Raw genomic sequence first — 12,566 nt, forward strand, 5'->3', positions numbered from 1 at the left:
AACTATGACTCTTTGCTTAGAAACGGATCAGTTAGAAACCGTACAGAGAATTCTTGGGCTCCATTTTGAGGGCTTTGAAGTTTGGGCGTACGGCACACGTGTCACGGGCGTAGATTTGACCCCGGATACGGATTTGGAATTGGCAGTCATCTCGGACTCCCCTATCTCCCTTGATGACATGACTTCGGTGGAAAAGGCGTTTGTTGAAAGCGGACTCCCGTTCCGTGTCGATATTGTCGACTGGTCCAAGCTCCCCGAATCTCTTCAAAAGCAAATCAAGAAAGAACATTCTGTCATTCAGGAGGCCGCCGATAGTTTCCAGTAAGGTCGGCGAGGTTTGAATATGAATCGCTTGTTACCCCTATTTTTAGCTGCTGCTCTTTCTACCATGGCTTTTGCACAGGACGATGTTGAACGCGTCAAGTCCGTGGTTAAAAGCGGCCGCTGCTCGGATGCGATTGCTCCGCTGCAAAAAATCTACAATGCATCTTTCCGTAAGCTTGAAGGCGAAAAGGCTTCTGTCATGCTTGCAGAATGCTACCTCCGCACAGGTAAGAAGGACGATGCTTACGATGTGGCTTCCCGCTTCTTGGAATACCATGTGAAGTCCGCTTACCGCGAACGTATGGAACTCGCCCGTGCTGTTGTCGATGTCGAAAAGGGTTCTGTGTTTGATGGTGTCGAAGCCATGCTCCGCGTGCTCTCTTACTCGACCAACCCGGCTGCAAGGTCCCGTGCCAAGGAAGTAGCTATCCAGACTTTGGCAGCATCTCTCCTTACCGCAGACCAGCTTCAGGCTTTGCTTGAAAAGTATCCTGTCGATCGTGAAGTGATGGGCTGGATGCAGCTCCAGTTGGGCCGCGAATGCCAGAACGCCAAGCGTTACCGTGCTGCTAGATACTGGTACAAGAAGGTTCTCAAGACAACTTCTTCCGAGAATTTGCAGAAGACCGCCAAGAAAGGTATAAGCGCTCTTGAAGGTCTCGGCGCCGGTCTTCCGACCGTGCTCGTGCTCGCTCCGCTCTCCGGCGACTTTGCCGAATTCGGTGCCGCCGCAGTGCAGGGTTCTCTCCTCGCTTATGAACAGGCGAACCTCAAGGGCAAGGTAAACATCATTTTCCAGGACACGCACGCCGATGCCGCTATCGCTCTTATGCGTACACAGCGCGCTGTGAACCAGGATAGCATCATTGCCATTATCGGTCCTATCATGAGTGCTCCGGCAACGTCTGTCGCCGCATGGCTTGGTGCAAACTTCCAGCATGTGCCGATGCTTACTCCGACTGCAACAGATGCAGGCATCGCAAAGCTTGGTCCGAACATCTTCCAGGTGAACCTCACCATGGACATCCTCGCCCAGACGATTGCGGACTTCGCTATCAAGTGCCTCGACATCCGCGAATTCGGTGTGATGAGCCCGCTCGGCGATTTCGGTACGGCCATGTCCGAAAGCTTTACTCGAGCTGTTGAACGTCGCGGTGGTGATGTTGTCGGCTTCCGCAATTACGAAGAAGGCCGCCCGGACTACAAGACGGAATTCAACCTCATGCGCGATGTCCGCTTCAATCAGGAAAACCGCCGTCGCAATATCGCTAAGGGCGTGAATGATCTGAACTCTGTGAACCCGCGTGACCGCAAGCTTTACCTCGCCGACTCTACCGTTGAATTCCCGGGCCTCTTCATTCCGGCAACAAATCCGGCAGATGCAGGTGCCATGGTGAGCCAGGCCGCATTCAACAAGGTTTCCGGCACATATCTCGGAACATCCGGCTGGTATGGTCGTGAACTTTTGATTCAGGGCAAGCGCCTTGTCGAAGGTTCTTACTTCAGCGTTCCGAGCATCGACATGAACAAGGGCAACACGGCTTACACGAACTTTGTGAAGGACTTCACGGCTCGTTGGGGCGTGGAACCGGGTGAAGACAAGGTAAGCGGTCTCAGCTACGATGCCGCAAACATCATCTTTACTTCGCTTGCCGCTGTTACGGGTAAAGATGACGACATGACGCATTACATCAATGCGACCAAGGACTTCAAGGGCATTTACGGTGACATCCAGTTCCGTCGCGGTGCAAATGCCAATACGAAGATTATTACGGTGAACAAGGGCAAGTTCGAAGTCGTGACGACCTGCGAACGCCAGGACAAGGCAAAAGAAGCCGCCAAGTCCAAGAAAAAGAAGTAACGCATTACGTCATCTTCGACCCCCGTCATCCTGAGCGAAAGCGAAGGATCCAGTTAAGTCTTGTAATTGCACAAGCTTTATTAAAAAGGAACCCTGCGGCATTGCCACAGGGTCCTTTTTCTAGGAGGAAAAACCGGTAATTCCGGAATTGAGAGAGGGAAACTAGCTATTCGCTGCGATGCATGCCGCTACGAAGTCCGCCGATTCGCCTTGCTGGTAATAAGCGTAGAGGTTCGAATCGTCCATGATATCTTCGAGGTTGATGCCGCTTGTGGAGGTCAGCTCGTCCTTGATCCTTGCCTTGAAGGCCTGGAATCCAGTGTGGAGCAAGTAGTAGAGAGCCGTGGTCTGTGTCTTGTGGAACATCTTCATGGTGGCCTCCATAGAAAAGAGTTGTTGTGGCGCCTGGATGAGTTTTTAATTCCTCTTCTGGTAACCACTTAGCTGCAATTTCTTTAATAGAGTGTTAATAATATGTTTAATTCTTATTAACATCTATTGTATTTATACATTTTTTTACCTCAAGAAACAAGGTTTGTCATATTCCAAAATGGACGATGGCTTATGCAGACGAAAGTTTCTAAATTACAGACAATGCTAAAGAGATTCATCGCACCGCTGTTAATGGTCGCCGGCATTTCCGTTGCCGACGAGCTTTCTTTTGCACTTTCTCCGACGCAAAATGCACTCGCTGAACAGGTCACGCAAAAGACGATGGAACTCAACTACGTTGAAGCATTCAACCTGGCCCGCAAGCTCCGCCTCGAAAACGACGGGGTCGGCTGCGTGTTCCAGAACATCATCCGCGTGAGCATGTACGACGACAAGGGCGATACCACGTCGCTCAAGGTTGCCGCCAAGAATCTTGAAACCTGCAAGACCGAAGGTCTGTGGGATGCGCTCCGCAATTTTGAGATCGGCTACGTGCTTACCGAGACGGGACATTCCGTCAAGGGCGCCATGCAGACGCGCTCGGCTGCAAGCCAGTTCGAAGATGCCAAGGATTACGAGTCGAAGGCTTTCTATGCGATTTACGCCTACTATGTCGATAACAGCTTTGGCTGGCTCCCGTTCAAGTCGGACAATCGCGAAGCGTACCTCAAGATTCTCGATTCCGGCTCCCTGCGCTCGGCACGGTTCTGGCCGCTGTTCCTGACTCCGCTTATCTGGATGCACTACGACCGCAAGGATTACAAGACTGGGCTTTCGCTTGCCGAACGTGGGCTTAAGAAGGCTCCGAATCATCCGGTGATGCTCCAGATCAAGGCAGACATGCTTTACAGGCTCGAACGTTACGACGAGGCAGCTACTATTTACGAAAAGAGCGCTGCCGACTACCTCGAACGCACTGGCAAGTCCATTCGTTACTGGTGTTCTGTCTTGAACCTCATCCGCATTTATCATGACGCCGGTGATGATGCCAAGTCCGCAGAGCAGCGTCAAAAGCTCAACGATCCGGATTACCAGAAACTTAAGAAGTGGATGCCCGGTTCGCTTATCGACGACCTCACTGATCGCAAGTTGATTTAGCCTTTAGTAGTAAAAAAAAACTAATGACCATTGACCCATGATTATTGGGCAATTCTTATTGTTAAAAAAAATTATCAAAAAATAGTGGAATAAACTCGGCAAAAAAGCGTGTTAATAAGTAGAAACTCATTAACATATCAGGAGGTTTTTTATGTCGAGCCAGTTATCGGTATTGCGAGTCGGTTTCTTTTTGGACGGCTACACGCTTAAAAAAGTCAACGAGTATTACCTTAAATACCACCGGTATCATGCACGTCTGGATTTCAAGGCGCTCAAGGGCTGGGTCAGGGATTACTCCATGAAACTTTTGGGTCGTGAAGGTTGCCCGGTCGAAGTGGAAGCTCATTATTACCATCCGTATGTCAGGCGTGTTGACCGTCAGGAACCTTTATACGGCGATGGCATAGACCGTTTGGAAAAGCAGCTTATGATGGCTGGGTTCGAGGTCCATTACAATATCCCTGAGAAAGTTGAGAAGATGGGACCGAATATGCAGCTTGTCGAGGACGCATACCTTTATGCGTACTACCATAAAATTGATGTCATCGTGTTGTTGAGTACTCAGGGGCAGTATTCAACGTTGCCGGAACGCCTCAGGCGTGAGGGAGTTCCCATGCTCCTCCTGGGGTGGAATTTCGAATATTTAAGAGGGGAGACTCCGATTTATTGGAGAACGGATCCGAGCTTGCGTGAACAAAGCGGTTATTATGTTGCAATGGAAGAGGTGGCTGAAAAATATCCGCCTACACGTTCTGCCGAAAGGAATTTGTTCATGTTGCCGTATAATCCGCAGCCCACAGATTCTAACATTTGGCGGGCGTATTTGCAAAAGATTATGGCATCGCTTGATGACAAGGACAATTACAGTGATAAGCCAAACTTTAGAAAGTCAGGATGCAAAAAGAGCCCCGCAGTGGCGAGGCTCGGCTAGTAGAATTTAGTTCGTTCTTAAATCTTGTCCTGCTGTTTCTTGGCCCAGGGGCTAAGGAACGTCCAGCCGAGACGGAGACCGATGAACCAGGTGTCACCGTCGTTGTCTGTATTGAAGACGAACGTGTCGAGCTTGTCGCCTTCGACATCAAGTTCGTTGTAGCGTACAGCGCGGTAACCACCGTAGAGACCGATGGAGAACTGTTCGAACTGGAGGCGTGCTTCGAGTTCTGCGTTGAACGATGCTGCAATGGAACTGTAGTAACGGTCGCGCATAATGGATTCTTCGTTACTCTTTTTGTTTGTAACAACGTAGTTAGACGTAAAGTGGATGTTCATCATGTTGAAGCCGATACCTACAGCCGGAATCAAGTTGAAGAATGCGTCTTCGCCAAGAACCTTCCAGCCGAACATCCAGTCGGCACCATAGTTGAACCAGCGTGCATCGTAGAGGGGGAACGCCACTGCGCTTCCGCTTGTATCGACTGCGGCGGCCGAGGAACTCGGTCGTTCCGAAATCTGGGTTATTGCAAAGTTGATGCTGACCCAGGTCAGGAACTGCTTGTACTGGGCACCGATATTGAAGTGGAGGTTGGGATAGTATTTGTTGAACTCGCTGTATTTGGGCTTAGCGGTCAGCCTGTATTCGGTCGAATCCGATATGGTCTTGAGGGTACCGGTGGCGAAGGGGACCGTGTTGATGTAGTCGTGGAATCCGTTGAACATTCCGCGGAAATCACCGCCAAAGGAAACGAAACCACGGATATGGTCCTTGTCGTAAAATCCTTCTTCGGCTGCGGAGGAATTGCTAGTAAAAGCAAGAATGCTAAACACCGCGGCCATGCACAAAGAGGCTATTTTTGTCTTCATAAAGGCTCTCTCCTAATAGGAATCTCAAAAAGAGATATTAAATCAAACAATAAAATACATTATCTTCTGGTTTTGTGCATGAAAATTTACGATAGAATGTTGAAAATCAATAAATTAAGGGCGTTTTGGTCTTCGTTCCGAGGGGTGCGGTTTAGTTTTTTGCCGTTTTTCGTTTTTTTTGTAACCTGGATGGCTGCATTTGCCATGACGGGCTGCCGTGATACGTCGAAAGATTCACAGCCTGAATCGGCGATGGTAAAGTGTAGTGAATCCGTTCAGTTTGAATCGGTCGAGAGCGACTATTTCTCGATTGGCAAACTGTGTGGGGTGGATGTCGCCGTTGTACGTTCCGTGGTCGGCAAGGATACGCTCGTTCACAAGTATGTGATGATGGATTCTGTAGCGGCTGCTTTCGGAATGGATTTGCGCCGTCGAGGGTTCCCAGAGGAGTGGTTATCGGCGGTGGTGTTGCGTGTGCCGCTTCACCATGTGGCAGCCCTTTCGACCTCGCAGGTTGGCTACATGCTCCGGCTTGGGCTCCGTGATAACATTGTCGGCGTCTCGGACGGGCAGTACATCGTGGATAGCATTTTGTATGAACGTGCAAAGAATAAATCTGTAGCGAGTATCGGTTACGATGCGGGCGCCTTGGAAAAGCTGATGGCGCTCAATCTGGACTTGGTGCTCGACTTTACAACAGGCGGTGATTACGATAACTACGAACAAATTGCACGAACGAATCTTCCGTTGATGCTCACATCGGAATGGCAGGAAAATACCCCGCTAGCAAAGCTGGAATGGATTAAGTTGTACGGAATTCTGTTCGGAATCCGTGCTCAAGCTGATTCTATTTACAGACAAGAGAAAGAAAAGTACGAAACACTAAAGGCTTTGATTGCTTCTGCAGATTCCCTCTCGTCTCTCGTCTCTCGTCATTCGTCTGAACATTGCCCTCGCGTTCTCGCGGGCATGTCTTATGGCGGTGTGTGGCACGCTTCTGGCGGCAAAAGCTTTACAGCGAATCTGGTTCGCGATGCGGGAGGCTGCTATGTGTGGGCTTCCGATACTTCGCGTGAACTCACGTTCTCTTTCGAAGAAGTCTATGCGCTTGCCGATAGCGTCGATGTCTGGGTCAATCCGTCCATGTTTGCAAAGGCAGATGAAATTTTGGCTCTTGAACCTCGCGTGAAAAATATCAGAGCGTTCAGGGATAAGAAAGTTTTCCAGAATGACGGGATCAAGGGTCCAGGGGCAGGTAATGATTTTTACGAAGGAGCCATCACGCGACCGGCGGAACTCCTTTGGAATCTTACAAAATGCATAAAAGGCTCCGTTCCGGGGGTAAATTCGATTGACACTAGTTACAAATGGTACAGAAATATCTATAATTTTTAGCGTATGATGTCACACACAGGTATTGGAGATTGGATTTCTGCTCAATATGACCTCGGTGTACCGTTCTTGCAACAGGTACCCAGGGAATATGCGGACTATCTGCTTTTAAATTCGCAGATTCGTGAATACGATGCTGGCGAAATCATCCTCCAGGGCGGAGCCGAAGGCGATTGCTTCTGCGTCTTGCAGAGTGGACGCGTGATTATTTGCGGCCAGATTCTGCCGGACGGTCATTACAGCGCGCTTGCGACTTTGGAAAGCGGCTCTTGCTTTGGCGAAATGTCTGTCCTGTGTAACGAACCTATTGCCAATACGATTATTGCCGCCGAAGACGGCTGCACGGTGCTTCACATTCCGAAGGCTGAATTTTTGAAGTTCCTCGACAAGAATCCGAGCGCCTTGCTTTACCTTTACAAGGTGATGGCGGATCGTCTCCGTGCAAAGAACCAGGCGCTTGATGAATTCGAACGCTTGTCGCTTTTGGCTTCGGCGAAGGTTCTTCCGTTTATTGATTTTGCGCAGACGATGGAAAAGAGCCGTATTACCGGAACGGTCATTTTCGAATGCTCCGGTGAATCGGGCTTTATCGCTTTCCAGGACGGCCGAATCTGCTGTGCCAAGTGCGGCAAGCTTGCAGGTCCGGATGCACTCGAAAAGATGCTCTCCTGGGGTGACGAAACATTGTTCAAGCTGGATACGCACGTGATGCCCGATGTCGTAAACATCAACCAGATGTCGGATACCACAAGCCTCATCCTTGATGCGCTCAGAAATATTGATGAAAAACAAAGTGCCCGTAAATAGGGACAAATCGCTGCCCGCTCGTAGGGCAAAGGAAAAAAGATGAATTACGCAGACGCAGGAGTTTCCTTGGCACGTGCCGATGAGGCAATGGTCGGTGTCAAGAAGTCCGTACGTACCACTTTCAACCAGGGCGTTCTCGGCGACGTGGGCAACTTCGGTGGCCTGTTCACGCTGAACCACCTCGGCATGAAGGACCCTGTCCTCGTGAGCTCCGTTGACGGCGTGGGCACCAAGCTCAAGGTCGATATCGAAATGGGTACGCACGAACTGCCGGGCCAGGACATCGTGAACCACTGCTGTGACGATATCCTCGTTCAGGGCGCACGTCCGCTGTTCTTCCTCGACTACGTGGCTACGGGCCGCTTGGAACCGGGTGTCATGGACAAGCTCGTTGCTGGTATGGCTAAGGCTTGCCGCGAAAACGATCTCGTCTTGATCGGTGGCGAAACTGCTGAAATGCCGGGCTTCTACGGTCCGGGTGACTACGATATCTCCGGTACGATCGTGGGTGTCGTGGAACGCGAAAACATCATCGACGGGAAGTCGATCAAGCCGGGTACGATCATCCTCGGTCTCCCGTCCACGGGTCTCCATACAAACGGCTATTCTCTTGCTCGTAAGGTTCTCTTTGATGTGGCTGGCTACAAGGTCGACACTATGGTTGACGGCATGGACAAGTCCATCGGCGAAGCTCTTGCAACTCCGCACCGCAGCTACTACCCGAGCCTCATCGATCTCTGCAACAAGAAGAAGATCCAGGGCCTTGCTCACATCACGGGTTCGGGCTACCAGGGCAACATCCCGCGTATCCTTCCGGACAACGTCGACGTGATTATCGACCGCACCACGTGGGATCCTCCGATGATCTTCAAGCTCATCCAGCAGGCTGGCTCTGTCGAAAAGGACGAAATGTACTCCACGTTCAACATGGGCATGGGCATGCTCATCTTCATCGATCCGGCTGACAAGGCTGAAGTCGTCGCTCACCTCGAAGCTAAGGGTGAAAAGTGGACGCAGATCGGTGAAGTTGTCGCCGGCACCAAGCAGGTGAAGTTCCGCGACTAGTCATTAGTAGTTGGTCATTGGTTATTGGTTTAAATAATCGCACCTTTGGCGCCTAACTAAGGCTGATGACTATTGGCTAATAGCTAATAACCAAAAGGCTTGCACGCAAGTGCGGCCTTTTCTTTTTCTAACCACTTCTTACTGTCTACTTCCTACCGTCTATTTTGTCGCATCTCACATAACAGCTTTCAAAAAACTTTTTTTCGTGCCTTTTGTTGGAATAAAATCTAATTTTAGACGAGGTGTGAAAAGGAAAAATATGAAAAAACTTTTACTGAGTTCTTTAATTGCCGCAGGTGCTTTTTCAATGTTCAGCGCCTGCTCTGATGATTCTACTATAGCGCCGGTCAGTACTACGCCGTCGAGCGATTCGGGTTATTTATCGAGTGCTTCTAGCAGCTCTGGCACAATTGCCTCGAATCCGGGTTCTAGCTCTACTGTTGATCCGGGCTTGGGTGGCGGTTCTGAATCGTCTTCGAGTTCTTCTGCTGTTGCCCCGAATCCGGGTTCCAGCTCCAATGTTAATCCGGCTCAGTCTAGTTCGTCTGTAAACCCGACATCTAGCGCAACTCCGGGTTCGTCTGCTTCCGAAAGCTCTAGCAGTACCGAACCGGAAGTGGGTGCCGATGGTTTCCCGACTCTCGAATCTTACGGTCCGCCTCCAGCTGAATACACCAAGGACATCTTGAGCAATGGCAACAAGGGCTGGAACAGCCGTTATTGGGATGCCTGTAAGCCGCATTGCTCCTGGATTAGCGATGGTCAGGAAGGCAAGACCGATACGACTACGCAGGAATCTTATGAAAAGGGCATGACGACCGCCCGTAACTGCAACATCCATGACGTTGAAGTTCCGACCTTTACGCTTGGCCACGCTGTGCAGCAGTACTGGTTTGGCTTTGAAGGTACGAACAGCGCCTGTGGAAATGCCAAGGAAAAGGGCGTGTTCACTTGCACGGACATGGCTCCTATCGCCGTGAACGAAAACCTCTCTTACGCTTATGTGGCAGGTCCTGGTTCCCAGACGACTTGCGGCAAGTGCTTCCACTTGCAGTATGATGGCTCCTTCAAGGATGCTAGCGGTAACAATGCCCCGAAGGAAACTCACAAGGCTCTTAAGGGCAAGCACATTGTCGTGATGACGTCCAACATCGGTCACGATGTGGAAAACGGCCAGTTCGACCTCATGGTTCCGGGCGGTGGCGTGGGTGCCTTCGATGCACTTTCAACTCAGGTGAACGGCGCTAATATCAACTGGGGCGCAGGCTTTGGTGGCTTCCTCACCGAATGCCAGAGCAAGCATGGTTACGACAACAAGCTTGAAGTTTATCAGGAATGCGTGAAGGACATGTGCGATGCCGCATTCGGTTCCGCTGGACTTCCGAACTTGCTCCGTGGTTGCCATTGGTTTGCTGACTGGTACATGGCTGCAGACAATCCGACCTACCATTGGGAAGAAGTGGAATGCCCGCAGTACCTCATCGACCATTACATGACGCGTATCAACAAGACCAAGGATAACCGTTACAAGTGGCACGACGACTGGTCTACCTATAAGGAAGGTGATCCGCTCGAAGAACAAGAATGCTTGACGGATGAATATCCGAACGGTTGCAAGCCGAACTAAACGTTCGTAAAAAGCAAACGAGAACGCCTAATCGCAATTGGAAACGCCTGGAAGCTCTGCTTTCGGGCGTTTTTACTTGACTTTGTTTATATAAAAAGTTAAATTATGTTTACGAAAATCTGTCAAGTAGGAGAGGAGATATGAAGATCAAATTGTATGTGGCGGCGCTTTTGTGCAGTGTTTACGCTTTTGCTGCAGATGGTGTTCGCTATAAAGACCGCTTGTTTGAAACGGGATTACCCACAACGGTGACCGTTGCCGACAGTGTTCCGTTTTTAGATAAAATGTTTTACAATGAACTGACATCGATGATGGACATGTTTAATATCCGTCCGATGTTCTATATGTACAGCGAGGAAGGCGTAAGCCTCAAGCCGTTGCAAATGGATATTTATGAACCCGAGGGGGATGATGCTAAAAATAGGGCTGCCGTGTTGGTTTGTCATGGTGGCGCCTTTGTGGCAGGGACAAAGACTTCTTTTGACCAGAAGGCTGTTGCCTATGTTGACTCTCTTGCTGCACGTGGTTTTGTAACGGCGTCATTGGAGTACCGTCTAGGTGTTTTGATGTCGAATCAAAAACAGACATTTGTCATCGATAGTGTGGATTTTGCTCGTACCGTTTACAAAAGCGCTCAGGATGTGAATGCCGCTATCCGTTATTTGAGAGCGAATGCGAAATCTCTTCGTATTGATACGAATAAAATATATATACTCGGAAATAGCGCCGGCGCCTTGTTGGGGCTGGAGAATATCTATGCTCTCGGGGAAAAAGATTTTCCAAGCTATCTGTATGATGGAGCGCAATATATCAAGGAGTTTTCTGACGAACAAAGTGCGTATGTCTACGACACAATCCCGCTGGGCGGTCTAGATCGGTATGGACCTAAGGGAGTGGGCGGTGTTGCAAATGGAGTGGTGGCTCTTTGGGGGGCTGTGCATGATCCAGCAATTCTCAAGAATAGCAAGGTTCCCGTATTCTTAGCGCATGGCGATTCTGATTATGTAATGCCGTATAAGGTGGGCTATGCAATGGAACAGGCAGATAAGATGTTGGCAGACAACGTTCCTGAAAAGTATAGCACTATTGCAAGTGCCATCCATCTTGAAGTTCATACACCGACGCTTTATGGAAGTTCCTTCATTGATTCCGTCTTGACAAAAAATAAAGTTTATCATGAATTCTATAATCCTGTAGGTTATGGATTGAAGCATGAATTCTATGATGCGACCCGTACAGGTAAAGATGGTAAGGAAATTGTTTTTGCGGACTCTGTACAGAATAAGGCTTTTGATTTCTTGTACAGGCTTGCGATTGATTCGATTCCTGAAGCTGGGGGATTGCCGATATCTCCGCTAGTCGCTATGGCTAAGTCCTCGAAGATTTCTATGGGCGAAGGTAACTTGAGCTTTACGGTTGTTCGTGGTGAAAACGTTGCCTATGCAGTTTTTGACTTGAAGGGAAAGCGTGTGCTTTCTGGTCGAGCCTCCAAGGGTGAAACGATTTTGCTCTCCAACGCAAATAGCGGTGTGTATTTCCTGCATGTTCAGGGCGAAAATCCACGTCGAGTGCTCATTCGAAAGTAGGTCGCTTCAGTCAAATTTCGCTTAAAATGTCCCGGAAGCTCCGCTCCCGGGATATTTTTTCATTCGTCACCCTGGGCTTTCCTCTAGTTGTCATGCCGGACCCTGTTCCGGCATCGCCCTTTTCCTGAGGATTGCCTTCTTTCAATCGTCACCCTGAACGAAGTGAAGGGTCCAGTCAATTCTTTCCTTTGGCGAAAAAAGATTTCTGTTTATAGATTGTTAATATTGTGTATTATTGGTGGATACAACCCGTTTTTATTGAAAAAAGTGAATTTTTTTTACTAATGACCCCTTGTTTTTCCTCCCGAATATTCTATAATTGGTCTCACCCTCGAAACGACGGTCAAAACGAAGAATCGAGAGTAAAGCGAAAGCCCGCGAGACTTTCGGGAAGATTGAAGGAATCGGAGATGTGCTTAGTGACGGCCCAAGAAAATTTCTTGGAAGTCTATTTACGAAAAACAGGACAGACTATTTTAAAAATCAATGAAGAGTTTGATCCTGGCTCAGAACGAACGCTGGTGGCGTGTCTTATACATGCAAGTCGAGCGAGGCAGCAATGCCGAGCGGCGAA

General features: G+C 49.3%; 11 protein-coding genes and 1 rRNA gene. 10 read left to right on the top strand and 2 right to left on the bottom strand.

Annotated features, from left to right (window positions below; all coding sequences use genetic code 11):
- Positions 1–4: 4 nt before the first annotated feature.
- Both B9Y77_RS12490 and B9Y77_RS12495 read left to right on the top strand, forming a co-directional pair.
- Entirely contained in the window at positions 5–325 is a 321-nt protein-coding gene (locus tag B9Y77_RS12490; protein WP_014546153.1) for a nucleotidyltransferase family protein, read from the top strand.
- Between the two features lie 18 nt (positions 326–343).
- Positions 344–2,185, top strand: a complete 1,842-nt coding sequence (locus B9Y77_RS12495) for an ABC transporter substrate-binding protein (protein WP_085491854.1) — start codon at positions 344–346, stop codon at positions 2,183–2,185.
- Between the two features lie 162 nt (positions 2,186–2,347).
- Here the strand turns inward: B9Y77_RS12495 and B9Y77_RS12500 are convergent, their stop codons facing one another.
- The gene (locus B9Y77_RS12500) at positions 2,348–2,557 is read right to left on the bottom strand and encodes a hypothetical protein (RefSeq protein WP_244536684.1); all 210 of its coding nucleotides are present in this window, start codon (positions 2,555–2,557) and stop codon (positions 2,348–2,350) included.
- Between the two features lie 222 nt (positions 2,558–2,779).
- Here B9Y77_RS12500 and B9Y77_RS12505 point away from each other — a divergent pair, with 222 nt between their 5' ends.
- On the top strand, positions 2,780–3,715 hold the full coding sequence (locus B9Y77_RS12505; protein WP_254900025.1) for a tetratricopeptide repeat protein: 936 nt from the start codon (positions 2,780–2,782) through the stop codon (positions 3,713–3,715).
- A 151-nt stretch (positions 3,716–3,866) separates the two neighbouring features.
- Complete coding sequence (locus B9Y77_RS12510; protein WP_073443209.1) at positions 3,867–4,646, top strand: NYN domain-containing protein; 780 nt, start codon at positions 3,867–3,869, stop codon at positions 4,644–4,646.
- 17 nt (positions 4,647–4,663) lie between these two features.
- Here the strand turns inward: B9Y77_RS12510 and B9Y77_RS12515 are convergent, their stop codons facing one another.
- Positions 4,664–5,515 (bottom strand): hypothetical protein, encoded by an 852-nt coding sequence (locus tag B9Y77_RS12515; protein ID WP_085491855.1) that lies wholly within the window; start codon positions 5,513–5,515, stop codon positions 4,664–4,666.
- A gap of 189 nt (positions 5,516–5,704) precedes the next feature.
- Here B9Y77_RS12515 and B9Y77_RS12520 point away from each other — a divergent pair, with 189 nt between their 5' ends.
- The 6 genes from B9Y77_RS12520 to B9Y77_RS12545 all read left to right on the top strand — a co-directional run.
- The gene (locus B9Y77_RS12520; protein WP_254900026.1) at positions 5,705–6,910 is read left to right on the top strand and encodes an ABC transporter substrate-binding protein; all 1,206 of its coding nucleotides are present in this window, start codon (positions 5,705–5,707) and stop codon (positions 6,908–6,910) included.
- 3 nt (positions 6,911–6,913) lie between these two features.
- Positions 6,914–7,714, top strand: a complete 801-nt coding sequence (locus tag B9Y77_RS12525) for a cyclic nucleotide-binding domain-containing protein (RefSeq protein WP_085491857.1) — start codon at positions 6,914–6,916, stop codon at positions 7,712–7,714.
- A 39-nt stretch (positions 7,715–7,753) separates the two neighbouring features.
- Complete coding sequence (gene purM / locus B9Y77_RS12530) at positions 7,754–8,779, top strand: phosphoribosylformylglycinamidine cyclo-ligase (RefSeq protein WP_085491858.1); 1,026 nt, start codon at positions 7,754–7,756, stop codon at positions 8,777–8,779.
- 259 nt (positions 8,780–9,038) lie between these two features.
- The gene (locus B9Y77_RS12535; RefSeq protein WP_085491859.1) at positions 9,039–10,406 is read left to right on the top strand and encodes a glycosyl hydrolase family 5; all 1,368 of its coding nucleotides are present in this window, start codon (positions 9,039–9,041) and stop codon (positions 10,404–10,406) included.
- A gap of 140 nt (positions 10,407–10,546) precedes the next feature.
- Positions 10,547–11,992 (top strand): carboxylesterase family protein, encoded by a 1,446-nt coding sequence (locus B9Y77_RS12540; RefSeq protein ID WP_085491860.1) that lies wholly within the window; start codon positions 10,547–10,549, stop codon positions 11,990–11,992.
- Positions 11,993–12,475: 483 nt separating this feature from the next.
- Positions 12,476–12,566, top strand: a 16S ribosomal RNA gene (locus B9Y77_RS12545); the annotation flags it as partial.

It is taken from the genome of Fibrobacter sp. UWB13 (assembly GCF_900177805.1).
GTDB lineage: Bacteria > Fibrobacterota > Fibrobacteria > Fibrobacterales > Fibrobacteraceae > Fibrobacter.